We start from the raw sequence: 26,641 nt of genomic DNA, 5'->3' as shown, positions 1-26,641 counted from the left end.
TTCTTATTTTTCTTGCTAAAATTTCGGCAAAAAGATAAAAAAGTATGGGAGTGTGGCATAATATTGCATAAAATCGCCCATAATTTCGTTTTTTACATTAAATGATGTAAAATGGGTTTAAACCATCGAGTAAGAGGAGGAAATAAAAGGTGGAACAATATCAAATATATTTAGTTGAAGACGAAGAAAACTTAGCTGAAGTGCTTAAGACGTATTTACAAAAAGAAGGTTGGCAAGTAACCGTATTTACGAATGGACATGACGCCATGCAAGCTGTAAATGATGAACCGCATTTATGGGTTTTAGATATTATGTTGCCTGGAAGAGATGGCTATCAAGTGTTAAAGGCCATTAAGCAACGCGCGGATACACCCGTGATTTTCATTTCGGCACGCGATCAAGATTTAGATCGTGTTCTTGGATTAGAGATGGGGAGCGATGATTACTTGGCAAAGCCATTTTTGCCACAAGAGCTCATCATTCGGGCGAAAAAATTGTTGAATCGTGTGTATGGGACAAGCGTGTTAGAAGTGAACAACATGTTGCTCAGTGGCTATAACATTGATCCTGTGAGTCGTGTCATTGTGGACAAGGAAAATGAAGATGAGGTCATTGAAATGACAACAAAAGAGATGGATGTCACATTGTTGCTAATATCAGAGATTGGCAAAGCTTTTTCACGTGAATTCATTTTGAAGAAGGTATGGGACCGAAAATATATAGGCTCAGCGCGTGCAGTTGACGATGTTGTCCGTCGCGTCCGTAAAAAAATGCCACGATTGCATGTAGAAACATTGTACGGTTATGGATACCGTGTTTTGCGTTCATGATCAAAATGAATTTGACGCGCCGCATTTGGCTCGCGTTTGTCTCGCTCATTGTACTCGTCACATTGTCAATTATGATTGTGTATCCTTTATCGATTAGAGGAACGATGACGGAAGAAACGTATCGCATGATTGAAAATCATATTCAAATGCGTCTGAATGATGAGGTCGATTATTCCTCTAGGCTTGCACCATGGGAACATGGTTTTCATCAAGCGTCAGAAGGAAAAGGAATGATTAGCTACTTCTTGATGCGGTTGCCAGAGGGCAAGGCGAGAATTGACGACACACAAGACCCCATTATTACGAAAATGATGGAGAATGCGGCAAACCAAAAAAAAGAGCGTCAACGTTATGAAATGACGTTTGATGGACAAACATTGTTTTATGTCATGCAGGAGTTAAAGCATGAAGTGTATATTGTTTCGTTTATGTGGGATACCTATCGCGACGAGATGGTTGATCGTCTTTGGGAACGGTTGCTCTATTTAGTCCTTTTAACAAGTGTTCTTAGTTTATTGCCAGCGATATGGCTAAAGCACTATTTAAAACAACCGCTTGCGTTGCTCGGTCACCGACTTGAACAAATCGCAAATCGTAACTGGCAAGAAGCTTTACACTGGGAAGGTGATCCCGACTTTGAACGATTGTCGTTTCAATTTGAAAAAATGAGGAAGAATTTGAACCGGTATGATCGTTCACAAAAGACGTTCATTCAACATGCGTCACATGAACTAAAGACACCTATTATGGTTATTAAAAGTTATGCTGCTTCCGTCAAAGATGGCATGATGCCAAAGGATAGCTTAGAGCAAACAATGGATGTCATTACTGAAGAGGCAAATCGGATGGAACGTCGTGTCATTGATATGTTGTATTATACAAAGCTTGACCAAATGCAACAAGAACAGTTGCAAGTACAAACATTTTTGTTTGGACAACTGGCTTACCAAATTGAGGAGCGTTTTCGTTACCAACGTGACGATGTCACGATTCATGTTGGTGGTGCAGATGTTGTACTTCAGGCTGATTTAGAGCAATGTGAAGTATTACTGGAGAATTTAGTAGAAAATGGTCTTCGTTATGCCACAGGTCATTTATCGATTCGCGCAATTGATCGTTCAAAGACGGTTGATTTGATTGTTGAAAACCAAGGTGAACCGATTGACGACGATTTGACGAAGTTGTTCCAGCCGTTTTATAAAGGGAATAAAGGAAAGTTCGGTTTAGGGCTAGCGATTGTCAAACAAATTGCGACGCTTCATCACGGGACAGCTCAAGTGGAAAATACAGAAGACGGCGTTCGATTCACCATTTCAATTCCTAAACAGTCCTCAACACAACAAGTACCGGCGGAAAAGAAAAAGAAAAAAGAGCGTAGACGAGGAAAGGGTAACGTAGAAAAAAAGTGACATCATGGTAAAAATAAATAGGCCGGATGCAGGATCATACCTGCACCCGGTCTATTTATAATATGTCTGCTGGTGTTTTTTGAAAGGCTGGTTTGTAAAAACGGCGTTGTTCAAGTGCCATCACTCTTTCTGAAAATTGGCCTGGTTCAATGTTCACGAGTGCATCGTTCATCATCGTAATCCTCGCATCGAATTGATCAATAAGGTGAAGGACTTCTGCTTCACGAATCATCGGTGATTTAGGGCTCCCCCACTCCCCTTTCCCATGATGACTGAGGACGAGATGTTGTAACGCGACAACCTCTTCCCCGTCTATGTGTAATTCCTTTGCTGTCTCAGCAATTTCAGCAGCAATAATGGAAATATGACCAATCAATGTTCCTTCTACCGTATATGTTGTATCAATGGCCCCAGATAGTTCTCTTACTTTGCCAAGGTCATGCAAAATGACACCTGCATAAAGCAAGTCTTGATCTATATCTGGATAGAGGTTAACAATGCTTTTAGCAAGGTTTAACATAGAGACAACGTGATAAGCGAGACCAGACATAAATTCATGATGGTTTCTTGTTGCTGCAGGTGACTCTAAAAATGCTTGCTCGTGTTTTTTGATTAATGACCTTGTTAATCGTTGAAGATTGGGGTTGCGAATGTCAAAAATAAATTCATTAATGACCGCAAGCATATCGTCTTTTTGTAACGGAGCAGTACGAATAAGGTCCTCAATTTTCACATGATCATCTGCAGTCACTTGGCGGATGCTGCTAATTTTTAATTGTAGACGTCCACGGTAATCAATGACTTCTCCTCGAACATGTACCATTGTTTTATTACAAAATGTGGTTTCATCTTTTTCGTTAATGCCCCATAGCTTTGCCTCTATTTCGCCAGTTTGGTCTCCTAGTATGAGGGTAAGGAAAGGTTTATGATTACTAGCAATTTGTTTTGTGGCGGTTTTGATGAGTAAGTAGTGGTCAATAGGGGTACCTGCGCGTGCATGCTGAATGCCTTTTTTCATAATTTCACCTCTTGAATGACGGAGTTGTTTTTCAGTATATCATAGCTAGGCGTATGCGTGTCTTTTAATTTCACTAGATGGTCGTTCTACTTCTGCCGGACAAGTCATAGGGTAGCTATATAAGGAATGAAAACATCGGCATAGTCGTCGTTATCCTTATTACACAAGGAGATCAAATATAGTTGGAGGGATGATTGGAAGATGAAGTCAAATCAAATGAGTCAAATGATTGCCTTAGTGTCCGTAGTTGCTTTAGTGATTGCGTTCCTTCTCACACAAACATCACTAGGTACCTTTATTGTCCAAAGTCCGTGGTGGGTATATGCTGTGCTTGCAGGCGTTTTCGTTAGTGGGTATATGTGGCTGAAAACGATGAGGGAAGAGAACGAAGTAGAACAGGAAAGCATTGAACAGGAAGGGCAAGTGTACATGGAACGACTCGAGGAAGCACGCGGGAAAAAAGCGCGACAAGAGTGACTCATGATATGAAAGAAGCAGGTGATCCATGGTGGTCACCTGCTTTTTTAGGTAAGAATGAATTTACTCGTCTTTTTTATCTTCGTCTTTCTTTTCATCCTTCTTTTCTTCATCTTTTTTCTCTGTATCTTCTTTGCTTTCTTCAGCGTCGTCAGCTGGTGGTGTAGCTTCTTCAGGGACGGTGGTCATTTGATCAAGAAATTCTTTTAAGTCGTCATCATGAAGCTTGACTTTGTATTTCTCAATCAGTTCTTTTATGACTGTTTGAATCGGTTTACCATTTTCTTCAATGAATTTCGTTTCAATTGCATCACGATTTGCCTCAAATGTATCGAGACGCTCGGTCACTTCGATGATGTGAAAACCATGATCAGATTTTACCGGTTCGCTAATTTTGCCTACCTCTAAATCGAAGGCCGCGTCGCTAAACTCAGGAACCATTTGCGAACGGTTAAATTCACCGAGGTTTCCATTTTCTTGTTTCGCTGCTTCATCGATAGAGTACTCTTGGACAGCTTCTTCAAAGCTTTTCCCATCGTTTAATTCATCAACGACCTTTTTGGCTGTTTCTTCATCTTCTACCAAAATATGACGTGCTGCAACGCGCTCGTATTCCTCTTTGTTTTCATTGAATTCTTTTTCTAATACTTCATCAGATAGATCAAGACCTTCTGCTTGCAGATGTTTTAGTGCAAGGTTAGGGATGACAAAGCGGTCTTTCACATCATCAAGTGTTTTCAAGTTTTCCGGACCGTCTTTAAGCAATTCAAGTAATTTCTCATCTGATTCAATTTGATTTGCTTTTTTCCACTCTTCAAAACCAGCGTCAATCTCTTCTTTTGAAATGTCTAAGTCTTTGCTTGCACGCAATGGCAAGTCAGTGTAAAGGGCTTGAGAGATACTACCTTGAACGAGTTGGAGTTGTTGGTTATTTTTCGCTTCCTCGTAAAGGCTATCTTTTGTAATGACATTTTCACCATCAATGGTTAGAACGGTGTCACTTGCATCGTTATTGCACGCAGTGAAAAGGGTTAAGCTCGCAATGCTTAAAGCAGTGAGTAACGTTTTCTTCATGCAGCACACTCCTCGAATAAGATCAAAGTAAATTTTAACGCACACCGTAGAACAGGCTTTCTTCTATGTGCATAAGCTTTACTATAGCACAAATGTACTTTGAGAACAATGATCATGTATAAGTGAAAAATTAGGGCAAACGCCCAGTACTTATCTCTTCGTGCTGCATAGGATATGGTAACAAAGCACAGGGGGGTGTTCATATGTCTGGATACCAAGGTGGGCTTGCATTAATCCTTGTTATATTCATTTTACTAGTTATTATTGGAGTGGTGGTTTTTTAGGCAGGCGCACTTCCTGTTGCTTTTGTGAAAAAAATGAAAGAAATAATCAAAGGAGGATGACACTCGTGAGTTATGCTGCTGGTGCTTCTTATAATGGATTTGCTTTACTTGTAGTTTTGTTTATCTTACTTGTGATTATTGGAGCTTCGTGGATTTGCTAATCTCAAGTGTATGCCGCCCAAGTACTTTGGGTGGCATGATACATAGCCTTCCGGAAGTCGGAGATGAGAGGCCGGAATCGGAATAGCCAGAGGTTTAGAGAAGGGTTATCAGAATGGATAATCCTTCTTATTTGATTTTTAGTCATGAAATTGTGTACGCTGGGAGTAGGGATGAGGAGAGCCGGGGTCATCTGACTTCTGGGACGGAGTTCTGACTCTTGGAGAGGGTGGTTTGTTTGGCATCACGTCAGCAGAAAAAGAAAAACGGACGTTTTTATCAGTATGGATTTTATGTTGTGTGCACCATCTTAGTCGTCATTACGGTGACAGTCATCTTTTTTTTCAGCCGTCTCTTTGCGGTACAGGAGGGGCACCTGCCGTCCAGCGAGTATGAGTCAGAAACCGTCGTAGACATGACGTTCACGCGGGAAGAAGTGAATAAATTTCTCGGTCATTTGATGAAACAAGACGGCGATATGCATGGTCAATTTTCATTAACGGACGAGGATGTTCGTTTTTACGGGGAAATTGATACCGTCGTTTCAACCATTGATATCGCCATGACATTTACGCCAGAAGTCCAAACGGATGGTTCTTTATTGTTGCGGGCACATACACTTTCAGCCGGTCAATTATCATTATCACCTGAATATGCGCTGCGCATGTTTATGGCTACGGGGGAATGGCCAGATTGGCTTGAAATATTGCCAGAAGAAGAGGCGCTCGTGTTGCATTTACAAAACATTGAGGCACTTTTTCCATATGGTGTGTATGTGAAAGAGATTGATTTGCCGGGAGACCGTGTGGAACTGTCCATTCAGAAAGTGCTGGACGAAAAATAAGAAGAACGGGAGCATTGGCGAAAAGGGCGTCATTGCTCCCGTTTTTTGTGTGGAAAACTGATTACGGTTTGTCAGTGATGTGTGCACGGATGGCTGTTGCGTAAGTTTTTAAAGCATCAAAGTCAGGTGTGGTCGTTTGCGTATGCCAAAGCGGTCCATACAAACCACTTTCTTCATAGCGTGGCAGGAGGTGTAAGTGGTAATGGAAAACACTTTGTCCTGCCTTCTCGCCGTTGTTATTTAATACATTCATTCCTTGCACTTGAAAGGTTTCCTTTAATGCCGTCGCGATCTTAGGAACAACGGAGAAAAGCTTTGCCGCGCTGTCGGCCGGTAGTGTGTAAATATTTTCATGGTGTGCTTTTGGAATGACGAGTGTGTGCCCTTTCGTTACTTGTGAAATATCAAAAAAGGCAAGGGTGTCGTCGTCTTCATAAATTTTTGTGGCAGGGACATTTCCTTCAACAATTTTACAAAAAATACAGTCTGTATGCATGCCGCTCACCTCGGTCACTTTATTTTCTCTAGTGTACCTGTTCCGTACCGGTGGTGCAATGAATAAACAGTGCGCAATCAACGATATTTTGCTACACTAGAGTGGAAGTAGATGTCGAGGAGTGATTGAGCGTGGGGAATTTATTAGTGATTGATGAATTGACTGGTGGTTATACTCCGAAGAAGCCAGTGTTAGAGCGTGTTTCTTTTGCTGTACAAGCAAAAGAAATTGTTGCCTTAATTGGTTTAAATGGTGCTGGGAAGAGTACGACAATTAAACATGTGCTTGGGTTAATGGAACCGCAAGGCGGAAAAGTGACGATTGATGGACGTACGTTTTCTGAGGATAGCGATACATATCGTCGTTCATTCGCCTACATTCCAGAGACCCCATTATTGTATGATGAGTTGACGCTTTGGGAGCATTTACAATTAACAAGTGTTGCTTATGGAATTGAAGAAGATGTTTTTGTGAAACGAGCAGAGGCACTGCTTGCTGAATTCAACATGACAAGAATGAAAAATTGGTACCCTAGCCACTTTTCTAAAGGGATGCGTCAAAAAGTCATGATTATTAGCGCTTTTTTAACAGAGCCATCGTTGTACGTTGTTGATGAACCTATCGTTGGTCTGGATCCACTTGGGATACAGTCATTTTTAAATTGGATCACACGAATGAAAGAACAAGGTTCAGCTGTACTGATGTCGACACATATTTTGGCTACCGCTGAGCGCTATTGTGATCGGTTTGTCATTTTGCATCAAGGGAAAGTCGTGCTACAAGGGACGCTTGCTGACATGCGCGAGGCCATTGGACAACCAGGGGCGACATTAGATGATATTTATATTGAAATGACGAAGGAAGAGCGGTCATGAAGGATGCATTGACATTATGGCATGAGCGCAAGTCGAATTATTGGAAAGAGGCCCGTGGGTACTTACGTTTTATTTTAAATAGTGGTTTTGTTGTTTCACTATACTTCTTGTTTATTTTCTTGACGATTTATTACCAGCGTTTTGTGGAAACAATGCCGGAGCATTTCCCTGTTGCTTTGTTATTAACATTATTATTTACGTGGCGTCTGACGGCCGGAGGTGTGCGTACGTTTGTCAAACAAGCAGATATTGTTTTTTTACTCCCGTATGAAGCACGGATGCAGCCGTATTTTGCTCGCGCAGTTCGATATTCAATGCTGTGGCAGTTGGCCTATATCATTGTGCTTATGATGGCAGCAGGTCCGCTATTTACGGCACGAATTGGCGAAGGGGCTGTTTTTTGGCTCGCACTTGTCGTGTTACTCGCATTGAAGAGTTGGAACGTATTAGCCGTTTGGAAAGAACAACGCTTGCCGAGCAAAGGAGAACGTGTCTCGCACATTTGTTTGCGACTTTTATTAAATGGTGTGACTGTTTACTTATTATTTGTAAAAGCACCGTATTGGCTCGTACTTGGTTTGTTGGTGTTTATGGTGTTATTGTATGTCTTGTATTGGCGCGGATTCTCGTTAAAGTATACGTTGAAATGGGCGCGGCTGATTGAGGTTGAAAGCAGCATGCTCATGTTCTTTTATCGCATTGCCAATGCATTCATTGATGTACCACAGCTGCAGCAGCAAGTGCGTGAACGAAAGTACGCTTCTTTTATCATCCCTTTCCTTGGCGGGAAAAAGCGAACGGTGTATTCATTTTTATACGCGCGAACGTTTTTGCGTGCGAATGATTACGTTGGGACGTACGTCCGCCTTTTGTTTGTGGGTGGAATTGTGCTGTATATTGTGCCTGCAGGATGGCTGCAAGTAGCGATCGCATTGTTATTTATCCATATGACGATGATGCAGTTGTCGACGCTGTCGTTTCATTATGTGACGAATATGTGGGTTGATTTATATCCTGTACGTGCGGATGAATCAAAAACGTCACTAACAGCGGTCGTGTTGCGCTTGCTTGTCGTACAAGTCGTCTTGTTTAGTTTCGTGATCGTGTTGACACAAGCATTTTTACATGCAGGTGTGATGCTTGTTGCAGGTAGTTTGTTTGCCGTATATGGTAGTTACACACTCATTCACCGTAAGAAAGGGAAGTATCGTCGGGTGCGGTGAGAGATGGTTATAGATAGAAGAAAAAGCGCTAGAACAAATAGCCTGTTCTAACGCTTTTTTTATGGGAAATGTGAGTATCTTTTAGTGACTTAAATGACGTGTGTTAAATCCCAAATAAAGAGCCAAACGGATTAAACCGTGCAAGATAGCTCGACAAAATTGAGAAATGCCCGCTCACGAGAAGAATGCCTAGCACGATCATAAAATAACCGCTCACTCTTTGAATGACAGGCAAATAACGATGCAGGCGTTTCATTTTATGTAAAGATCGACTCCACATGAGCGCAACGGCTAAAAATGGAAGTGCCATGCCAAAAGAATAAACAAGCAGCAGGAAAGCACCTTGCCATGCGGTTTGACTGTTGCTTGCAAGTGCGAGAATGGAAGATAGCGCCAAGCCAATACAAGGTGTCCAACTTGCAGCGAATAAAAACCCAAGTAACAGTGATTGTGAAAAACTGCCTGCGCGCTTCGGTGTCACATGTATGCTTTTATTTGAAAGAAGCGCACGAATGGAAATCAATCCCGACGTTTGTAATCCAAATAAAATGATAATGATCCCACCTACTTGTGCGAGCAATGTCCGGTTGCCAAAAACGAGCTGTCCAATAAATGTTGAGGCAAAACCGAGTAACAAGAAGATGACCGTAAAGCCACAAATAAACCCGAGGCTACGAGACAAAATGATGGCTCTTGGTGCCATCACTGCACGCCCAACGACGTTTGTACCCGTAAGTTGCGATAAGTATGCTGGCATTAATGGAAAGACACAAGGTGAGAAAAAAGAGATGAGTCCTGCAAAAAAGGCAATACTAAGTGTGACATCCATGGCTGATCCTCCTGAGAAATATACATCATACTTGCATTTAGTGTAACATGTGTGTTGACAGAAACAAATAGTGCGCGACTGTGAACATTTTGTGATCAGCGTGTGTACATATGCAAATCCTACTGGAGACGGAGGATAAACCGTACTGTAGCAGTGGTGCTTTTTTTTGGTGAGATGATTATAATAAACAGGGAGGAGGCGTAAGCTTGTGCGCACAAAGTCATTTTTAGGGATGTTGTTTCTCATTATTGGGTTGATATCGTTTTTTATGCTTATCGGCGGGTCTACAGCGCGCCTTGTAGCCCCAGTGTTATTCTGTGGGTTGGGGTTTTATTTTTATCAAGGTGGTAGCAAGTTCTTGTCGTTATTGTTTATGCTCATTGGTGTGGCGATGTTTGTCGACCAATTATTTAGTATTAGCTTTTTTGGCTTGCTTTTTGCTTTCGTATGTTTATATTACGGATTACAATTAGTGAAACAAACAGAAACAGATCGCAGCAGTCATCGTTGGATGAGGTGGCGCAAGCGTGAGGTTGAAGAGGGAGATGTGACTGTTATACCATCAACCTCCGCTGGGGTTTTAAAACCAGCACAGCTTATAACGACAAGAGACATGCGGCGACATTTTATTAGTGATATTCGATATACAGGTGCAGCGTTTGATTTACATGATTTAACGATTTGGAACGGCATTGGTGATATTCGTATGGATTTGGCGAAAGCCATCATTCCAGCAGGAGAAACAGTGCTTGTATTGCAAGTCGGATTAGGTTCAATTACATTATACGTCCCAGATGATGTTGCTGTATCTGTTCAAGCCGGTAGTGTTGTTGGCGATGTGACAATTTTTCAAGAGCGTCAGTCTGGTTTTAATCAACAAGTAAGCATGCGCTCACAAGATTATGAGACAAGTACACGCCGCGTGAAGGTGGTGGCAGCAACATTGGTCGGAGATGTGAAGGTGAAGGAGCTATGAAAAAACATCTTGCCCGCTTTCATTGGCAATTCATTCGTTATTCTTTACTATTAAGTTTTATCGTTACGCTCATTTTAGGCTTTTTTATGTCTTATAAACTTCCACAAGGATTGGTTTCTTTTATTACAAAACAATTTGCAGGCATGCCGCTTATTTTTTGGAGTGTCCTCGTTGTTATTTCAAGTGGCGTGATTGGTGGACTGATGATAGCCATGCCGTTCAAACGCCGACTAGAATCGCTTGTTGAAGGTGTGATGTATTATGAGCGAGGTTCTTTCAGGCATCGGATTGAAGTGTCAGGTGAAGATGAAATGGCTGAGCTTGCAGCACGACTAAATATCATGGCGGGACAGATTGAAGCGAAAGTGTTGTCATTACAACGTTTATCTGTGGAAAATGCCGCAATTAAGCAAAACGTTAGAAAAGCAGCGGTGACGGAGGAGCGACAGCGGCTTGCGCGGGAGCTACATGATGCTGTTAGCCAACAATTGTTTGCCATTTCAATGATGACCGCAGCGATGAAAGGGCAGTTTGCTGATCATAAGGCGTATGACCAATTGGCGCTTATCGAACAAATGGCAAGCGACGCACAGTCGGAGATGAGGGCGTTATTAATGCATTTACGTCCAGCTCATCTTGAAGGAAAGAGCCTTGTACAAGGTTTGAAAAAGTTGTTTGCAGAACTAGAAGGAAAACAAGATATTCAAATCATCGCGGTCATTGACGATGATTTGCGGTTGCCTCCAGCTTTTGAAGACCAGCTATTTCGTGTCATTCAAGAGGCATTTTCCAACATTTTGCGTCATGCAAAGGCAAATACAGTTGATTTCCAGTTAAAGCGCGCTGCCCGAGAATGGCGCCTGCGTATTACAGACGATGGGGTTGGATACGAGGCAGGGAAAATTTCTACAGGCACGTATGGTTTGCAAACGATGAAAGAACGAATCCATGAAATTGGTGGAACGGTACAAGTCGATTCTGTGCCATCTAAAGGGACACGCGTAGAAGCGAAAATCCCGATCGTATGGCAAGGAGATGATAATAAATGATTCGGGTAGTATTAGTGGATGACCATGAAATGGTTCGGTTAGGGTTAAGTGCATTTCTTTCTACACAGGAGGATTTAGATGTATGTGGACAGGCCTCTAATGGGAAAGAAGGTATTGAATTAGCTAAGGCGCACCGCCCTGACGTTGTGTTAATGGACTTAGTCATGGATGAAATGGACGGGATTGAAGCAACTGCAGCACTGACAAGAGAATTACCAGATACAAAGGTCATTGTCCTCACAAGCTATATCGAGGATGAGAAAGTATACCCGGTTATTGAAGCAGGGGCTTTTAGTTATTTGCTGAAAACATCTAGTGCCGTGACGATTGCAGATGCGATTCGGCGCGCAGCAGCAGGAGAAGCATTTATTGAGGCACAAGTAACAAGTAAAATGATGGCAAAAATGCGTGAGAAAAAAAGTGCGCATTTACATGAAGAATTGACAGCGCGCGAGCTAGAGGTACTCAAGCTCATTGGAGACGGAAAAACAAACGCAGAAATTGCGGAGATATTATATATTGGTGTGAAGACAGTAAAAACACATGTCAGTCATATTTTGCAAAAGTTGGAACTTGAAGACCGAACTCAAATTGCAATTTATGCTCATCGGCACGGGCTCGTCCAGTAGGGGACAGAGAGATGATAAAAAAATTACTTATTATAACCGGTGGATTTCTATCGGTCGTTGTGCTTGCTTTTGCTATTTTTACTGCTTTTATATTAGTGGGCACATATCAAATTGATGAAGAAAAGCTAATCATGCATAATGCGAGTGTGCTCGTTGATGGTGATGGAGAGATCATTACAAACTTATTTATGGAAAATCGCGAAGTGGTCGCGGTTGAAGATATCCCTGAGCATGTAGCGCATGCTTTTGTTGCGATTGAAGATGTGCGTTTCTATACTCACCATGGTATTGATATTCGTGCCATTGGACGAGCACTTTATCGAGACATTTTAGCTGGGGCAAAAGTTGAAGGAGGTAGTACAATTACGCAACAGCTTGCCAAAAATATGTTTTTATCGCACGAGAAAGCGTGGTTGAGAAAGACAAATGAAGTGTTAATCGCGATGAACTTAGAGCGTCGTTATAGTAAAGATGAGATTTTGGCAATGTATTTAAACCAAGTTTACTTTGGACACGGCGCATACGGGATTGAAGCGGCTGCACATTTGTATTTTAATAAGTCTGTAAATGATTTGACGGTGTCTGAGGGAGCTATGTTGGCAGCAGTGGTCAATGCGCCCGGAACATACTCTCCTTTCGAAAATATAGAAAATAGTAAGGAGCGACGCGATCTCGTATTAACCGTGATGGCAAAGGAAGGTTATATTACGACAGAGGAAGCAAATGCATATCAAGCAGAAGAAATTGTGACCGATCGTCAAGAACGACAAATAGATGAATCGCTTTATACGTATGTTGATATGGTGATGGATGAGGCACTAGAACGTTATGGTATTAGTCATGAAGAACTATTGACAGGTGGTTACCGTATCGAAGTACCTATAGACCAAACATTGCAACAGCAAACATACAAAGCACTACAAAATGAACGTTATTTTCCAGCAGAGAGCAACGATGCACAAGCGGCGATGATGTTTATGGATGTAGAAAGCGGTGGGATTCTTGCTGTGCAAGGGGGACGCGATTATGTACGGCGTGGGCTCAATCGGGTTTATACGAAGAGATCGCCTGCTTCAACGTTTAAACCACTCGCTGTTTATGCTCCTGCGCTTGAAACAGGTCGTTATACGCCTTATTCAATGTTGACAGATGAACTCTTTCAATACAATAATCAATGGATTCCTGAAAATTATACCCATACGTATACCGGAGAAATGACGATGTATGATGCAATTAAGGAGTCAGCAAATGCACCAGCTGTGTGGTTGTTAAATGAAATGGGTGTGGATCAATCACTCATGTACTTGAGGAAATTTGGCTTTCAGTTACCTGATCGGGACTTGCATATTGCTTTAGGCGGATTGGAGGAAGGGGTCTCACCGTATGAAATGACAGCTGCATATCGTGCATTGGCACATGAAGGCAAGCGTGTTCGTCCCTATGTAATTAAAGCCATTTATGATCAAAATGGACGTATTGTCGGAGATGCTGGACCTGTACAAACAGACGTCGTTTCTCCGCAAACCGCATGGTCAATGACACAAATGCTCACCGGTGTCGTGACAGATGGGACTGGTCAAAGTGATATTCAGACGAAAACTGCTGTCGCAGGAAAAACAGGGACACAACAACACCCTCTTGTAGAAGGTGCGAATAGTGATGTGTGGTTTGTTGGGTATACGCCGGAAGTGGTTGGCGCTGTTTGGATGGGATATGATTCGGCGACAGAAACAAGTTATTTTGCAGGTGGCAGCAATTATCCAACGATGTTGTTTCAAGAGATGGTGAACAAGTTGCCACATGAGCAAGTGACATTTAAGCAACCTGAAGGAACGATAGATTTAGTTGGTTCTAAAGCAATGCGTGCAATTGAAGGATTGACAGCAACGTATTCTCTTGGTGGTGAAGGGCTTGTCAGTGTCGCATTGTCATGGGAAGGAGAAGAGGACTCAGGCATCGAATGGCGTGTGTACACAATTGATGGAGAGCGTCGTGAGCTTGTTGCAGAGTCATTGACCGTTCCACACTTTTCAGAAGGGCGATGGAATCCATTTTCAATCCCTCATTATCAAGTTGTGGCATATGATCCTATTGCGAATGTAGAAGGAGCCGCTTCAGAAGTGGTAGTCCCATCATTTTCATTTTAATCTCATTGAAGCATCTGACCTGCAAGAGAGTAGGTAGATGCTTTATTTTTTCTTGTACTTAATTTAGTATACATGCACATTATGACAATGGGCGCATAAGTTTGAGAGAGGGTAATGTAGTTAAATTGTCCTAGTGGAAAGGCCCATGAGTCCAGTTGCGATGTAAGAAAGTCTTATGTCGATATAGAAAAGGATAGATGTTAAACGATACCCTACCCTACATTTAAGAATTTAATGTAAAGGAGGAATGTATTTTGTCTCAACCGAATATGCCTAATTTTACGCCTGCGATTGATGTTACACGTGAAGATGTCGTCAACCTGTTATTAGCTTCTATCGCGATGGAAGAGATGGGTTTGGCGCATATTATTAATGCAGAGGGCGAAAAAATTCAATACATTTTAGGCACGTTACCAGGTATAACCGGTCCACCAGCAACAATGCAAGATGTCATTGCTGTAAATGAAAGCGTACAGTCAATATTAGATGCAGTCTTTAAAAAAGAGATTGTCTTAGATTCTAAGCTGAAGAGAACAACAGACATTCCGACATTAGTAGGTCCAACGGGTCCAATTGGTCCAACGGGGTCATCAACAGGCCCAACGGGACCAACGGGACCAACGGGACCAACGGGACCAACGGGTCCAACCGGTCCACAAGGTCCAACCGGTCCACAAGGACTCATTGGTTTAACAGGCCCAACAGGTGCACAAGGTCCAACAGGCCCAACCGGTCCAACGGGTCTGCAAGGTGCCATTGGTCCAACCGGTCCAACCGGTCCAACGGGTGCAACAGGCCCAACCGGTCCAACGGGACCAACGGGTGTAACGGGACCGACGGGCCCAACGGGACCAACGGGTGTAACGGGACCAACGGGTGTAACGGGACCAACGGGTGTAACGGGCCCAACGGGACCAACGGGTGTAACGGGCCCAACGGGTGCAACGGGCCCAACGGGTGTAACGGGCCCAACGGGTGTAACGGGCCCAACGGGTGTAACAGGCCCAACAGGTCCAACGGGCCCAACAGGCCCAACGGGACCAACAGGCCCAACCGGCGCACCTGGTCCGACAGGTCCAACGGGTCCACAAGGTCCAACGGGACCATTTGGTTTAACTGGCTTTGGTGGGATTGATCAGTTTCTGTCAGCAGCGACAGATGTTGATCCTGTGACTGTCGCTCAAGGAGATACAATTCCGTTTGTTACTCCAGTACAAAATATTGGAACGGACATTACCATTACGGGCGCAGGTGACGACGAGATTAGTGTACCTGGAGGACGTTTATTTTTACTTCAAATTTATGTAAGTGGTGTACCGAGTGGTGCAACAGATTCATTACAGTTTGTTGTAACCTCTGCAGGTCAAGGACCCTTATTAGCATTACATTCATCTCAAGTAAATGCATACAATGCAGTTTCGGCACAAGTTTTAATTGATACAACGGTTACTGGAGCTGACACAATTACAATCGAAAACAACTCTGGTTCGGCAGTAGATGACTTGTTTGCCAATGTTCAAGTGATGCAAGTACAACCATAAAATAAGAAGACAATGATATTAGTGAGATGGTTATGGAGGAAGGAGGTAATGTCGTTTGTCTCAACCGAATATGCCTAATTTTACGCCTACGATTGATATTACGCGTGATGATGTCATCAATTTATTATTAGCTTCTGTGGCAATGGAAGAGATGGGTTTGGCGCACATCATTAACGCGGAAGGCGAGAAGATCCAGTATGCACTCGGCACGCTACCTGGTGTGACCGGTCCACCAGCAACGATTCAAGAGATACTGGCTATGAATGAGAGCGCGCAAGATATGCTTGACACGATATTTAAAAAAGAAATTATTCTTGAGTCAAAGTTAAAAACCGCTGTCAATATGCCAGCATTTGTTCGTGGTGATGTCGGTCCAACCGGCCCAGTCGGTCCTCCTGGTGGACCCATTGGACCAACCGGTTCAGCTGGGTCTACGGGTCCGGTCGGTGCAGAAGGAGAAACGGGTATTGTTGGTGAAACAGGTCCTATAGGGTCTATCGGTGCAATTGGACTGACAGGTCCCATCGGATTAATTGGTCCAATCGGTGCAACGGGGATTACTGGTCCAACTGGCACTGTTCTTGGTGCTACTGGTGTAGCTGGTGCAACTGGGGTAAGAGGATTAACGGGCCCAACGGGTGGCACAGGTGCACAAGGTCCCACAGGTATTCTTGGTCTCATAGGCGTAACCGGTCTACTCGGTCCGACGGGGATAGTCGGTATCACAGGTGTGACTGGTTTGACGGGTGCCACAGGTGTCACGGGTATAACCGGCCCAACGGGCCCAACGGGCCCAACAGGTCCGACGGGGCCAACAGGTATAACCGGTCCGACGGGTCCAACAGGCATAACGGGTCCAACGGGTCCAACGGGTGCCTTCGGTCCAAGTGGAACAACTGGTCCACCAGGCTCAACCGGTGTTACAGGAGATGTCTTATTTACGAACTTTGCAGGAAGAAGCTCTCTTCTTGGGGCAGCAGGTGTGACTGTAGGAGCAGGTGATCCAATCCCATATGCCATTAGTCATGGCACTGTAGGAGCAAATATTGGTTACAACATTCCTACGGATGAAGTGACATTAGCCCCTGGTAATCAATATTTATTCCAAGTAGAAGTGACGGCAGGGACGACAGCAGCACAGTTGCAATTTGATGTTGTAGTAAATGGTGCGACAGGCGCACCACTGACATCATTACGTTCTATAGGCAACGGATATGCAAATGTCTCAGGTCAAGCATTGATTGAAGCAGTTGCGCCAGGCACTGTTTCAGTTGTAAATGGTAGTACCGGAGCTGCAACCGGGCTCCACTCTTATGTGCAAGTCCGACAAGTAAGCGAGTAAGACCACATTGATAGGTATGATTGTGCCTTTGGAAATAAGGACTCCTTATTTCCAAAGGCGTTTTTTCGGGTAAAAACAAGCTTTGCCATGTATCGCAAAGCTTGTTCAACCTAGTAATCACTTCCTTTAAAATTTTACGGCACATGTTTTCACATTTGTAAAAAATTGCAGCGCTGCTTGCCCTTGTTCTCTCGTATGGGAACTAGACTGTTTCATGCCACCGAAAGGCGCTTGATATTCGACACCCGCCGTTTCAAGGTTGACCCGAACCATCCCAATATTAGCATCGTCAAGAAAACGATGAGCCTCATCGAGTGTCGTTGTGAAGATTGATCCGCTCAACCCGTAGTCTGAAGCATTGACAAAGGAGATCACTTCGTCGTAACTGGAAAAGGTTTTTACAACGACAACCGGTCCGAATATTTCTTCTGTCATGAGCGGATGATCATTGTCAACACCGGTTACAATGAGGGGGCGAATATAGTACCCATCTTCTTGGATCGTGTCGTCATTCTCATATAAAACTGTCGCTTCCGTTTGTGCCATGTTGATGTAATCGGTGACATGGTCAAATTGTACTTTCGAGGCAACGGGTCCTAAGTAGCATGAAGGATCGTCAGCTGGCCGCAATTTAACAGCGGTCATTTCTGCTTTTAGAGCAGTGAGGAAAGCATCTTGTACATCTTCATGCACATAAACTCGGCTTGTTGCGGTACATTTTTGCCCAGCTGAGCGAAATGCGCCACTTGCAATAGCGGCGGCTGCCGATTTTAAGTCAGCACTCGGCATGACGACGGCGGCATTTTTCCCGCCCATTTCCGTTTGATATTTTATATTACGAGCGGCACAGGTGCTAGCAATAGTTGTGCCTGTCACTGTGGAGCCAGTGAAAGAAAGACATTGAATGTTGGCTTTTTCCACGAGGAAGCGTCCGACTTCTTGCCCTTTTCCAAGCACCATATTGATCACGCCGTCTGGTAAGCCAGCTTCTTTAAAAATCTCGCAAAGACGGAAAGCGCTCAGTGAGGCTTGTTCAGCAGGTTTCCACACGATGGTATTGCCACAAATGAGGGCGGGGGCAATTTTCCAAATTGGGATCGCCACTGGAAAATTCCACGGCGTAATGACACCCACAACACCGAGGGGAACATGTTTTTTATATTGGAGCACTTGGTGCTGACTTGAAGGGATAACATCGCCATGCGCGCGCACACCTTCGCCAGCATAGTAGCGCAAAAGTTGGATCCCGCGACCGACTTCGCCAGTCATTTCCTTTATCGGTTTGCCCATTTCGCGCGAGGCGAGTTGAGCTAATTCATCTTTATGCTCTTCAAGCTTGTTTGCCATTTGATAGAGGACGGCGCCGCGCGCTTCGCCAGTCATCGCTTTCCACTGCTTGAGCGCCGTATGGGCAGCAGCTTCCGCTTCTTCCACTTGTGCCGTGTTGGCGTAATGAAGATGCCCGACAAGTTCAGAGAGGCGCGACGGATTATACATATACTTGTCAACGTGACCAATGGTTGTGGCCATTCCATTAATCCAGCTTGATGCATGGATGGTGGCAATCGTTTGTTTCATGATAGGATCTCCTCCTTAAGAATTTTGCACATAGCGTGTGACTTGCACTTGCGCCTCTTTAATGGCGTTGTATGTCTCATTATCAAGCGGCAAGCGCGGTGGGCGCGTTGGCCCAACTGGCTGCCCAGCGAGGGACATCATATACTTAATTGATTGGACAAGTTGTGGATCGGCATCGTAATGAAAAAGTGGCAGGAGCTGTTGGTATAACGGGAGAATGCCGGCGATGTTTCCTGCGCGGGCTTGTGTAAAAAGTTCAATTCCCTCTCGTGGGAGTGCGTTTGGCACACCAGAAATCCATCCAGTTGCGCCAGCGATCGCGCCTTCCATCGCCAAATCATCCACACCGATCATCACTTCCAAATCGGTTTGCGTCAAAATATCGTGGACGCGACGAATGTCACCACTAAATTCTTTTACGCCGACGACATACTGTAGTTTACTTAATTGCGTCAGCAAAGCGGGTGTCAGGTCAGCTGCATAGTCGCGTGGATTATTATAAGCAATAATTGGGATGCCGACGTCATTTAATGCTGTATAATGAGCGATAATCTCGGTTTCACGTGGATTGTAGTTAATAGGTGGCAACGCCATGATACCGCTTGCACCATGATCACGGGCATGTGTTGCCCAATAGACTGCTTCGCTTGTGGAAGGAGCGCCGGTGCCAACGACAACTGGCACTTTGCCTTTACTTACGGCGATAACCGTCTCGACAACGGTTGCGCGTTCTTCTTTTGATAATGTGGCATATTCACCGAGCGATCCTGCTGGCACAAGACCGTCTACCCCTTCTGCAATCAGCCACTCACACAGTTCTTTCAGCCTCGGAATATCAACGCTGTAATCTTCTTTCATCGGGGTGACAAGTGCGACATATACACCTGGAAATGATGGCATGTGAATCACGCTCCTTATACATTTTGTTATGTTTGTTCGCATGCAAGTTTGTATAGTTGTTGCCGTCCGTTTTTTACGTTTGGGTGAAACTGAATCAGTGCTTGCGCGCGGGTTGTTTGTACTTGTGCCATTGCCTGCTGTAATGCTGTACAGACGTATTTTTTAAAGGAATGGCGGGCAACGGATAATCCAGCAACATGTCCTTGTGCTTTTGCAACCTTGGCGCTTTCAATCCCAGTAATATTACCAGCAACATATAAGTGTGGCACGGGTGTCGTCATGTCTTCTGCATGTTCAGGTACTGCGCCGCCGAGTGAGGCGATTTCGCGTAGCGGACACGTTGTCAGTCCAATCAATTCAGTTAAAGGGGTGAGCCCGCCGGCAATCGCGACAAAATCAACTTGTTGTTCTGTTTCGCTCCCGGGGATGATTTCTCCTTCTTGCGTAAGTGAAGCGATCGAAACGGCTGTTACTGTTGAATCGCCAATGATGTCGGTGACGGCCTTTTTCAAATGAATTGGCACACCCCAAACTTGGAACCCGTTTTTCGGATAATAGCGTAAAGATTGCTTTTGAATAAACGTTGACTTGCGTGCGAGTGCGCCGCCAATTTTAAAAAAGGGCGAAGGTGCTAAATGGGCAAGCCGGAGCATTTGTTTGAAAACATCGCGGGGCTGAGCGTCACTTTTTGTGAATACGTTTGTTGGTGGCAAATAAAAACCAGCAATGTCGACCCCACAAAGAATGAGCTCACGCGCAATCGCAAAAGAAAGGGCGTTGATGCCGATAATAACGCCTTTATGTCCCGGTTTGACATGATGGACATTCGTCATCACTTGCGCGGCGCCAATCGACATGACGCCGGGTAATGTCCAACCAGGGATAGGGAAGCTTTTTTCAATCGCGCCTGTTGCCAGCAGGAGTGCTTTACTAGAAAATGTGCCTTTTGTCGTGTGCACACACCACGACGATTGTTTTTCAAGATGATAGACGCTTGTTTGTAAGCGGATTTCTACGCCTAGTGAGATTGCTTCTGTATGCAATGTGTGCGCTTCTTCGATACCGTTCCACCAAACGTTTTTCTTTTCTTCGTGCAGTTGGCCGAGTAATCGCCCACCCGGTTTCATGAATTCATCGACAATGAGGACACGCAGTCCGTTTTTGGCAGCGGCAATGCTAGCAGCGAGTCCGGCAGGTCCTGCGCCGATGATGATCAGGTCCATTTGTCACTGCTCCTTTCTTGAAAAGGTGTAGGTAGCACCGTACCAGAATACACGGTCATTCCTGCTTGGACAGGAGTGAGACAGGCCCGCTCGCTTTCTTTTCCGTCTACGGTGACCCGGCATTCAAAACAGTGACCGATGTTGCAATAAATTCCGCGTGTCTCGCCTGTTTCTTCATGCCGTCTTAAAATCCGCACGCCACGAGCGAGTAAGGCGCTCGCAATGGTGTCGCCTTCAATCGCTTCGTATGTTGTATCATCAAACTGGAACGAAAACGTCTGTGGTGTTGCGGGGATGTTAAGAATTGGATGCTGTTTTATCCGTAAAGGGTGGTTCATCGTGATCACCTCCAAATCGCGAGAACGGAATGGGACGTACCGGTGGACGATAAGTTAAGGTGAGCGCGTCTTTTTGTTGCTGCCAGCAGCAGTCACCAACAATCGCATCAATGAAAGGACGACACATTCTGCCACCGCATTGGCCCATCCCGGCACGTGTGCGCAACTTGATCTCTCGGGTAGAACAATTGTATGTGCGCATCGTTGAGAGGAGCGTCTGTAAGTGAACGCTTTCACAACGACAAACAATGATGTCCGCTTGTTTCGGCATAGGCATGCACCTCCTAATGAGATAGACTGCAATAATGGTGCCAACGAAATAGTGGAGAGTGGGTTGTGAGAACGGGGAGCATCTGTCTAAAAGTCTAGACAACGAGATAAGGGTTTCTCATTTTTTAGACCGGAAAAGAAAAATGATGTTTCATACGTGCCGTAAAACATCATTTTAAAATCCCAAGTTTATTCATTTTGTTGTACAACGTCGCGCGCGATATGTTTAACAAATGAGCAGCTTCCTCTTTATTACCATTTGTATGAGTCAATGCGGCTTGTATGCTTTGTCTTTCTTGATCGGTCAGCGCTTCTTTTAGCGGGCGGATGGTTATCGCGCTTGATTGTGTATCGCCGATAAGTGTTTGGTGCGTGTTAACCGTAGAAAAAGAGAGATCTTTTAAGTGTAGCTGATTGTCTGTTGAAAACACGACAAGTCGTTCGATTGTATGCTGTAGTTCGCGGACATTGCCTGGCCATGCGTAATCCATTAGCGCGAGCATCACTTCTTTTGGAATGACGTGAATAGATTTACGGTAAGTTTGTGCGTATTGAAATAAAAAATGATGGCTTAACGCGACGATGTCTTCTTTACGTTCACGTAGCGGAGGAATATTGATGGTAATAATATTCAAACGAAAATAAAGGTCTTCGCGAAAGAGTCCTTCGGCAATCATCTTTTCTAAATCTTGATTTGTTGCCGCGATGACGTGGCAGTGCAATTGCTTTTGTCTTGTACCACCAACGGCGAAGTACGTTTCTTCTTGGAGGACACGCAACAGTTTTACTTGCATGTCAAGCGGTAGCTCACTAATTTCATCGAGAAATAAAGTGCCGCCATCAGCAAGGGCAAATTTCCCTTTTTTCCCTTGACTGCTCGCACCGGAAAAGGCTCCTTTTTCATAGCCAAATAGTTCACTTTCAAACAAATGGTGCGGGATTGCACCGCAGTTGACAGCGATGAAAGGTGCGGTTGGATCAGGATGGCGCATGTGATGGAGGGCGCGTGCAAATAGTTCTTTGCCGACGCCAGATTCTCCGAGCAGGAGCACACGGGCAGGGGTTTGTCCAACTTGTTTGATTTTCTCAAAAGTGTTTGCGAGGGCAGCACTCGCGCCTTTAATATGATAAAAAGGGTCATGCACCGGTTGCATGGAGGATACACGTTGTTGTAAAGAGTGAATCGTTTGTTTGGCAGAGTGGAGTGCTTTTGTTAATTGTGTTTGTGTAGTCACATCTGTTTCTGATGCGACGGCGCCAATAATCTTTCCATGTAATCGGATAGGATTGGCATTAATAAGCACGGCTAAATCTTCCCGCGGTTCGTGCTGTTTTTGATAAACGCTTTGACCCGTTTTCATAATGTCGAGGTTAAGAAGCATAGATTCAGGAAAAAAGGTACGCATGTCTTTACCAATAATGTCGGTCGATTTAATTGAGAAAAGTTTCTCTGCGCCTTTTGTCCATACGGTCGTACGACTCTCTTTATTAATGGCACTAATGCTACTATTGGTTGTCGCTAAAATGGTGTCGGCATACGCCTTTAAGTGCTCGTATGAAGACGCCAATTCTGGAAATAATGCTTGGATTTGAATAAAACCAAGTATTTTTTGTTTATCAAAGACAAGGACATATTCTGTTAAAGACTCGCAGCGGTGGAGGAAGGTGTTTAAGTCATCTTTAGCGACTGTTTCTACACGTTTCCATGGAATATCGTTGAGAGAAGTTTGTATTTGAAGGAACGCTTTTAAGTAAACGCTTTCTAAAGCAAAGTAGCTCGTCCCATCTGTAAGGAATGTCACGTCGTGCCCAAGGTTGTGTGGATGTAACTCGTCTTGATTTACATGGTAGATTGTCACGTTGGTTTGTAAAAAGTCGAGGTAACGAGGTGTAGCATCAATCATGAAAACCCCTCCAAGAACAAATTGATAAAACGATATCTTTATTTTACGAATGGTTGGCTCGTTTGTCCATGTTGTTCATGGCATGAATTTTGCAAGTCTCATTGTAAGAAAGGTGGCGGGGACGATGAAAACAGAAGTGGCTGTCATTGGTGGCGGCATTATTGGCTGCGCAGTCGCGTACTACACGGCAAAGTTAGGTTATGACGTGACGGTCATTGAAAAAGGAGAATTAGCATGCGGCACAAGTTCTCATTGCGATGGCAATGTCCTGGCAATTGATAAAGAGCCAGGATTTGATAGTCAAATGACATTAAAAAGCCAACAATTGCTGGATGAGTTAGCAAAAGAGCTGCCACTGTCATTTGAATACCGTAAGCCTGGAAGTATCCTCGTGTGTGAAACAGAAGCAGAGATGGTGGCGGCGGAAAAGTGGGTGCAGCAACAAACCGATGCTGGGCTTGATTTCCGAATGCTTGACCAGCAAGATATTCGACATGAGTCGCCGTATCTTGCAGAAGACCTTTTAGGCGGTCTCGTATGTCACTCAGACTCGACAGTGAACCCGTACATGTTAACGTATGCGTTGTTTGCGGGCGCGAAGGCGTATGGGGCGAAGCTATTAAAGCATACGGCGGTAAAAAATATTGTCCGTGATCAAGAGCGTGGTACGTATACGATTGAAACGACAACAGGGCAAGTTGCGACAAAAAAGGTGGTGAACTGTGGCGGGGTGTGGGCACCAACGTTTGGCGAGATGGTTGGACTTGATATCCCGATTGTGCCACGGAAAGGGCACATCCTCGTTTCAACGCGACAAGTACCCGTTTCTCCGCGAAAGGTGATGGAATTTAGTTATTTAATGACTAAATTTGGGCAAGAACGTGTCGTTGATCATGAGACTGAAAAATATGGTGCTGCACTCGTATTTGAACCGACAGCAAGCCAAAATTTTTTACTTGGATCGAGTCGTGAATTTGTTGGTTTTCACCAACAAGTGAACTGGCAAGCGGTACGTGCGATTGCCCGGCGTTGCATGCGGTTTTATCCGAAGTTGGCAGACATGCATTTGCTGCGTGTATATTTTGGCTTTCGTCCGTGGACGCGTGACCATTTACCGATTGTTTCACCAGTTGCACAATTGCCAGGTTATTACATTGCTGCAGGTCATGAAGGAGACGGGATCGGTTTGGCGCCGATTACTGGAAAGGTCATGGCTGAAATAATCCACGGTTGTGAGCCATCAATTGATCCGTATCCTGTTCGTTTCGAACGATTTGAAAAAAAGGAGGTTGTGACTTGAATATAGATCAGCTCGTGACGACGATTGACACACATACCGGTGGCAACCCGACGCGTACCATTTTGTCAGGTGCACCTAAATTACAAGGACAGACGATGAGTGAACGAATGTTGGATATGAAAGCCAATCATGATTGGTTTCGTCAAGCATTAATGAATGAACCGAGAGGGCATAGTGTCATGTCAGGGGTAGTGTTACAAGATCCGTGTCATCCCGATGCGGATATTGGGGCCATTTTTATTGAAACAGGCGGTTATTTGCCGATGTGTGGCCATGATACGATCGGTTGTGCGACAGCTTTAATTGAAGCAGGACTTGTGGATGATGAAGGATCGGAAACAAAGATTGTTTTTGATACGCCAGCAGGACTTGTCCCGGTGGAAATTGATGTGCGGGCAGGACGCGCCCGTGCGGTGTCATTTTGTAATGTGCCTTCGTTTCACTATAAACAAATTACCTTGGATGTAGCAGAATTTGGTTTGCTCACAATAGATATTGCGTATGGCGGCAACTTTTATGGGATCATTTCAGCTGAAGAAGCGGGATTAGTGATGGATCCGAAAAATACGCAACCGTTGATTGATGCTGCCATTCGCATTCGTCAAGCAGTCAATGCGTCAGAAACAATTGTCCATTCAGAAAATCGATTTATCTCTGGACTGACCCACATCGAATTTTACGGTGAACCGACACACCCCCATGCGGATGTAAAAAATACAGTGATTGTGCCCCCCGGGGGGATTGATCGTTCTCCGTGTGGTACCGGAACATCTGCCAAGATGGCGACGTTATTCACGGAAGGAAAGTTAAACATTGGTCAGACGTTTGTACATGAAAGCATTGTGGGATCTGTTTTTTATGGCGAAGTGTTAAAACAGGTACAGGTTGGTGCACATGTCGGTGTCGTAAATAAAATTAAAGGGCAAGCATACGTAACTGGACACCATCAGTTTTTACTGAGTAAAGAAGATCCGCTGCGGGATGGTTTTTTGTTGGTTCCGGAGATGGAAGCACATGGGGGCGATGGATCGTGAGGACAGAAATGTATGCAGCAGCAACAGATATTCACGTAGCTGGAGAGATGTTCCGAGTTGTCTCGTGGCGGGACACTCATTGTCTTCAAGTGAAAAATTTGGCTGATTATCAAGATATGATGCTAAAAGATGTCTCGCTACGTCGGACGATGCGCGAACCAAGGGGACATAAAGACATGTATTTGTGCGTATTGACCCCGCCTGTCTCTGAAAAAGCACAAGCGGGCGTCGTGATCATGAATGTATCAGGTGCATGCCGTTATCACGCCGGTGCCTATGTTGCGGTTGCGACATACCTGATGGAAGTAGAAGGAAAGAGAAAAGACGTCATGCAATTTGATGGGCTGACGGGGAGGATAGAAGTGATGATTGATCGTCAGTCAAGGCATTATACGATTCGTGAGCTGATTTATGAAATGGACGATAGTGGAAGGGTCGTTACGATGGATGAGGTGATTCAGGTCGAAAAAACATCGCTTGATCTTTCTGTCGATATGCTCACACATGTCCGAGAAGCATGGCTAAACGCAAGACGTTGTTATGACCCGTTTGATTTATTATTCCTTTACAATGAGCGAACGTTTTTAACGGTTACTAACGCAGGACATATAGACCGTTCGCCGTTGTCTGGGGCGATGGTACATGCACAGTTGAAAAAACAAGATGGCATGGTAAGCATTCAAAACTTCCTTGGCCACGAAATCAATGGAGAAAGAAAAGATCACGTTCTTTACCTATATCCTCATGCATTTGTAGTTGGCCTTATGCGGTTTGTTGTTGATCCAGAAGATCCGTTGAAAGAGGGATTTTGGATTGAGTGAATAGGTGCAAAGTAATTGTGATTGGATTTGAAAAAATAAAAGAGCTATCCAAAGGGTATATATGGTGATCT

General features: G+C 44.4%; 26 protein-coding genes. 16 read left to right on the top strand and 10 right to left on the bottom strand.

The genetic code is table 11. From position 1 onward, the window contains the following. Positions 1-149: 149 nt before the first annotated feature. Both BLT29_RS07595 and BLT29_RS07590 read left to right on the top strand, forming a co-directional pair. Positions 150-830 carry a response regulator transcription factor gene (locus BLT29_RS07595; protein WP_090775723.1) on the top strand — a complete coding sequence of 227 codons (681 nt, stop codon included), beginning with the start codon at positions 150-152 and terminating at the stop codon, positions 828-830. Further along, positions 827-2,239, top strand: coding sequence for a sensor histidine kinase (locus BLT29_RS07590; RefSeq protein ID WP_090775722.1), 1,413 nt, complete (start codon positions 827-829; stop codon positions 2,237-2,239). Before BLT29_RS07595 ends, BLT29_RS07590 begins: the two co-directional genes overlap by 4 nt. 55 nt (positions 2,240-2,294) lie before the next feature. On the opposite strand, the gene yhaM is transcribed toward BLT29_RS07590, so the two are convergent. Beyond that, positions 2,295-3,257, bottom strand: a complete 963-nt coding sequence (gene yhaM / locus BLT29_RS07585) for a 3'-5' exoribonuclease YhaM (protein ID WP_090775721.1) — start codon at positions 3,255-3,257, stop codon at positions 2,295-2,297. A 201-nt stretch (positions 3,258-3,458) separates the two neighbouring features. On the opposite strand from yhaM, the gene BLT29_RS07580 reads away from it, so the two are divergent. Next, positions 3,459-3,734, top strand: coding sequence for a sporulation YhaL family protein (locus BLT29_RS07580; RefSeq protein WP_090775720.1), 276 nt, complete (start codon positions 3,459-3,461; stop codon positions 3,732-3,734). 63 nt (positions 3,735-3,797) lie between these two features. Here BLT29_RS07580 and BLT29_RS07575 read toward each other — a convergent pair whose 3' ends face one another. After that, positions 3,798-4,808 carry a foldase protein PrsA gene (locus BLT29_RS07575; protein ID WP_090775719.1) on the bottom strand — a complete coding sequence of 337 codons (1,011 nt, stop codon included), beginning with the start codon at positions 4,806-4,808 and terminating at the stop codon, positions 3,798-3,800. Between the two features lie 340 nt (positions 4,809-5,148). Here BLT29_RS07575 and BLT29_RS07570 point away from each other — a divergent pair, with 340 nt between their 5' ends. Both BLT29_RS07570 and BLT29_RS07565 read left to right on the top strand, forming a co-directional pair. Further along, positions 5,149-5,253: a YjcZ family sporulation protein gene (locus BLT29_RS07570; RefSeq protein WP_090775718.1), complete on the top strand. Its 105-nt coding sequence runs from the start codon at positions 5,149-5,151 to the stop codon at positions 5,251-5,253. A gap of 236 nt (positions 5,254-5,489) precedes the next feature. Beyond that, positions 5,490-6,095: a YpmS family protein gene (locus BLT29_RS07565; RefSeq protein WP_176763858.1), complete on the top strand. Its 606-nt coding sequence runs from the start codon at positions 5,490-5,492 to the stop codon at positions 6,093-6,095. 61 nt (positions 6,096-6,156) lie between these two features. Here the strand turns inward: BLT29_RS07565 and BLT29_RS07560 are convergent, their stop codons facing one another. Next, a complete protein-coding gene (locus BLT29_RS07560; RefSeq protein ID WP_090775716.1) occupies positions 6,157-6,591 on the bottom strand; it encodes an HIT family protein in 435 nt (144 codons plus the stop codon). A gap of 131 nt (positions 6,592-6,722) precedes the next feature. Between BLT29_RS07560 and BLT29_RS07555 the strand changes: the two genes are divergently transcribed. Both BLT29_RS07555 and BLT29_RS07550 read left to right on the top strand, forming a co-directional pair. Beyond that, positions 6,723-7,466 carry an ABC transporter ATP-binding protein gene (locus BLT29_RS07555; protein ID WP_090775715.1) on the top strand — a complete coding sequence of 248 codons (744 nt, stop codon included), beginning with the start codon at positions 6,723-6,725 and terminating at the stop codon, positions 7,464-7,466. Continuing rightward, entirely contained in the window at positions 7,463-8,689 is a 1,227-nt protein-coding gene (locus BLT29_RS07550; RefSeq protein WP_090775714.1) for an ABC transporter permease, read from the top strand. The genes BLT29_RS07555 and BLT29_RS07550 overlap by 4 nt, the downstream gene beginning before the upstream one ends. A 103-nt stretch (positions 8,690-8,792) precedes the next feature. Here BLT29_RS07550 and BLT29_RS07545 read toward each other — a convergent pair whose 3' ends face one another. After that, positions 8,793-9,518, bottom strand: a complete 726-nt coding sequence (locus tag BLT29_RS07545; RefSeq protein ID WP_090775713.1) for a cytochrome c biogenesis CcdA family protein — start codon at positions 9,516-9,518, stop codon at positions 8,793-8,795. A gap of 208 nt (positions 9,519-9,726) precedes the next feature. Here BLT29_RS07545 and liaF point away from each other — a divergent pair, with 208 nt between their 5' ends. The 6 genes from liaF (at position 9,727) to BLT29_RS13880 (ending at position 17,202) form a co-directional block, all read left to right on the top strand. Further along, positions 9,727-10,494 carry a cell wall-active antibiotics response protein LiaF gene (gene liaF, locus BLT29_RS07540; protein WP_090775712.1) on the top strand — a complete coding sequence of 256 codons (768 nt, stop codon included), beginning with the start codon at positions 9,727-9,729 and terminating at the stop codon, positions 10,492-10,494. After that, complete coding sequence (locus BLT29_RS07535) at positions 10,491-11,543, top strand: sensor histidine kinase (protein WP_090775711.1); 1,053 nt, start codon at positions 10,491-10,493, stop codon at positions 11,541-11,543. The genes liaF and BLT29_RS07535 overlap by 4 nt, the downstream gene beginning before the upstream one ends. Then, positions 11,540-12,172: a response regulator transcription factor gene (locus BLT29_RS07530; protein WP_090775710.1), complete on the top strand. Its 633-nt coding sequence runs from the start codon at positions 11,540-11,542 to the stop codon at positions 12,170-12,172. The genes BLT29_RS07535 and BLT29_RS07530 overlap by 4 nt, the downstream gene beginning before the upstream one ends. 11 nt (positions 12,173-12,183) lie before the next feature. Beyond that, positions 12,184-14,319: a transglycosylase domain-containing protein gene (locus BLT29_RS07525; protein WP_090775709.1), complete on the top strand. Its 2,136-nt coding sequence runs from the start codon at positions 12,184-12,186 to the stop codon at positions 14,317-14,319. A gap of 254 nt (positions 14,320-14,573) precedes the next feature. Further along, a complete protein-coding gene (locus BLT29_RS07520; RefSeq protein WP_090775708.1) occupies positions 14,574-15,860 on the top strand; it encodes an alpha-helical endospore appendage domain-containing protein in 1,287 nt (428 codons plus the stop codon). 55 nt (positions 15,861-15,915) lie between these two features. Continuing rightward, positions 15,916-17,202 carry an alpha-helical endospore appendage domain-containing protein gene (locus tag BLT29_RS13880; RefSeq protein WP_176763857.1) on the top strand — a complete coding sequence of 429 codons (1,287 nt, stop codon included), beginning with the start codon at positions 15,916-15,918 and terminating at the stop codon, positions 17,200-17,202. A 126-nt stretch (positions 17,203-17,328) separates the two neighbouring features. Here the strand turns inward: BLT29_RS13880 and BLT29_RS07505 are convergent, their stop codons facing one another. From BLT29_RS07505 to BLT29_RS07480, 6 genes are all read right to left on the bottom strand, one after another. Beyond that, on the bottom strand, positions 17,329-18,759 hold the full coding sequence (locus BLT29_RS07505) for an aldehyde dehydrogenase family protein (RefSeq protein WP_437182632.1): 1,431 nt from the start codon (positions 18,757-18,759) through the stop codon (positions 17,329-17,331). Between the two features lie 36 nt (positions 18,760-18,795). Then, positions 18,796-19,680 carry a dihydrodipicolinate synthase family protein gene (locus BLT29_RS07500; RefSeq protein WP_090775706.1) on the bottom strand — a complete coding sequence of 295 codons (885 nt, stop codon included), beginning with the start codon at positions 19,678-19,680 and terminating at the stop codon, positions 18,796-18,798. 26 nt (positions 19,681-19,706) lie between these two features. Beyond that, positions 19,707-20,903, bottom strand: a complete 1,197-nt coding sequence (locus BLT29_RS07495; protein WP_090775705.1) for an NAD(P)/FAD-dependent oxidoreductase — start codon at positions 20,901-20,903, stop codon at positions 19,707-19,709. Further along, positions 20,894-21,241 carry a (2Fe-2S)-binding protein gene (locus BLT29_RS07490; protein WP_090775704.1) on the bottom strand — a complete coding sequence of 116 codons (348 nt, stop codon included), beginning with the start codon at positions 21,239-21,241 and terminating at the stop codon, positions 20,894-20,896. Before BLT29_RS07490 ends, BLT29_RS07495 begins: the two co-directional genes overlap by 10 nt. Continuing rightward, positions 21,201-21,512, bottom strand: coding sequence for a (2Fe-2S)-binding protein (locus tag BLT29_RS07485; RefSeq protein ID WP_090775703.1), 312 nt, complete (start codon positions 21,510-21,512; stop codon positions 21,201-21,203). The genes BLT29_RS07490 and BLT29_RS07485 overlap by 41 nt, the downstream gene beginning before the upstream one ends. A 169-nt stretch (positions 21,513-21,681) precedes the next feature. Next, entirely contained in the window at positions 21,682-23,415 is a 1,734-nt protein-coding gene (locus BLT29_RS07480) for a sigma-54 interaction domain-containing protein (protein ID WP_090775702.1), read from the bottom strand. A 124-nt stretch (positions 23,416-23,539) separates the two neighbouring features. Between BLT29_RS07480 and BLT29_RS07475 the strand changes: the two genes are divergently transcribed. The 3 genes from BLT29_RS07475 to BLT29_RS07465 are packed head-to-tail and all read left to right on the top strand — an operon-like array spanning position 23,540 to position 26,570. Continuing rightward, positions 23,540-24,715: an NAD(P)/FAD-dependent oxidoreductase gene (locus tag BLT29_RS07475; RefSeq protein WP_090775701.1), complete on the top strand. Its 1,176-nt coding sequence runs from the start codon at positions 23,540-23,542 to the stop codon at positions 24,713-24,715. Further along, on the top strand, positions 24,712-25,749 hold the full coding sequence (locus tag BLT29_RS07470; protein ID WP_090775700.1) for a proline racemase family protein: 1,038 nt from the start codon (positions 24,712-24,714) through the stop codon (positions 25,747-25,749). The genes BLT29_RS07475 and BLT29_RS07470 overlap by 4 nt, the downstream gene beginning before the upstream one ends. Continuing rightward, on the top strand, positions 25,746-26,570 hold the full coding sequence (locus BLT29_RS07465) for a proline racemase family protein (protein ID WP_090775699.1): 825 nt from the start codon (positions 25,746-25,748) through the stop codon (positions 26,568-26,570). The genes BLT29_RS07470 and BLT29_RS07465 overlap by 4 nt, the downstream gene beginning before the upstream one ends. The last annotated feature ends 71 nt before the right edge of the window (positions 26,571-26,641 follow it).

Origin of the sequence: Shouchella lonarensis, from assembly GCF_900096965.1 — a bacterium.
GTDB classification, from domain to species: Bacteria; Bacillota; Bacilli; order Bacillales; family Bacillaceae_D; genus Shouchella; species Shouchella lonarensis.
Note: the sequence above shows the minus strand (reverse complement) of the source record. Positions and strands in the feature narration are given on the sequence as shown.

Excerpts from the sequence above, each read along its gene's own strand:
- BLT29_RS07480 (WP_090775702.1), bottom strand. The coding sequence starts at position 23,415 with ATGATTGATGCTACACCTCGTTACCTCGACTTTTTACAAACCAACGTG.
- BLT29_RS07475 (WP_090775701.1), top strand. The coding sequence starts at position 23,540 with ATGAAAACAGAAGTGGCTGTCATTGGTGGCGGCATTATTGGCTGCGCA.
- BLT29_RS07575 (WP_090775719.1), bottom strand. The coding sequence starts at position 4,808 with ATGAAGAAAACGTTACTCACTGCTTTAAGCATTGCGAGCTTAACCCTT.
- BLT29_RS07485 (WP_090775703.1), bottom strand. The coding sequence starts at position 21,512 with ATGCCGAAACAAGCGGACATCATTGTTTGTCGTTGTGAAAGCGTTCAC.
- BLT29_RS07500 (WP_090775706.1), bottom strand. The coding sequence starts at position 19,680 with ATGCCATCATTTCCAGGTGTATATGTCGCACTTGTCACCCCGATGAAA.
- BLT29_RS07535 (WP_090775711.1), top strand. The coding sequence starts at position 10,491 with ATGAAAAAACATCTTGCCCGCTTTCATTGGCAATTCATTCGTTATTCT.
- BLT29_RS07550 (WP_090775714.1), top strand. The coding sequence starts at position 7,463 with ATGAAGGATGCATTGACATTATGGCATGAGCGCAAGTCGAATTATTGG.
- BLT29_RS07590 (WP_090775722.1), top strand. The coding sequence starts at position 827 with ATGATCAAAATGAATTTGACGCGCCGCATTTGGCTCGCGTTTGTCTCG.
- BLT29_RS07570 (WP_090775718.1), top strand. The coding sequence starts at position 5,149 with ATGACACTCGTGAGTTATGCTGCTGGTGCTTCTTATAATGGATTTGCT.
- yhaM (WP_090775721.1), bottom strand. The coding sequence starts at position 3,257 with ATGAAAAAAGGCATTCAGCATGCACGCGCAGGTACCCCTATTGACCAC.
- BLT29_RS07560 (WP_090775716.1), bottom strand. The coding sequence starts at position 6,591 with ATGCATACAGACTGTATTTTTTGTAAAATTGTTGAAGGAAATGTCCCT.
- BLT29_RS07495 (WP_090775705.1), bottom strand. The coding sequence starts at position 20,903 with ATGGACCTGATCATCATCGGCGCAGGACCTGCCGGACTCGCTGCTAGC.
- BLT29_RS07580 (WP_090775720.1), top strand. The coding sequence starts at position 3,459 with ATGAAGTCAAATCAAATGAGTCAAATGATTGCCTTAGTGTCCGTAGTT.
- BLT29_RS07490 (WP_090775704.1), bottom strand. The coding sequence starts at position 21,241 with ATGAACCACCCTTTACGGATAAAACAGCATCCAATTCTTAACATCCCC.
- BLT29_RS07530 (WP_090775710.1), top strand. The coding sequence starts at position 11,540 with ATGATTCGGGTAGTATTAGTGGATGACCATGAAATGGTTCGGTTAGGG.
- BLT29_RS07525 (WP_090775709.1), top strand. The coding sequence starts at position 12,184 with ATGATAAAAAAATTACTTATTATAACCGGTGGATTTCTATCGGTCGTT.
- BLT29_RS07545 (WP_090775713.1), bottom strand. The coding sequence starts at position 9,518 with ATGGATGTCACACTTAGTATTGCCTTTTTTGCAGGACTCATCTCTTTT.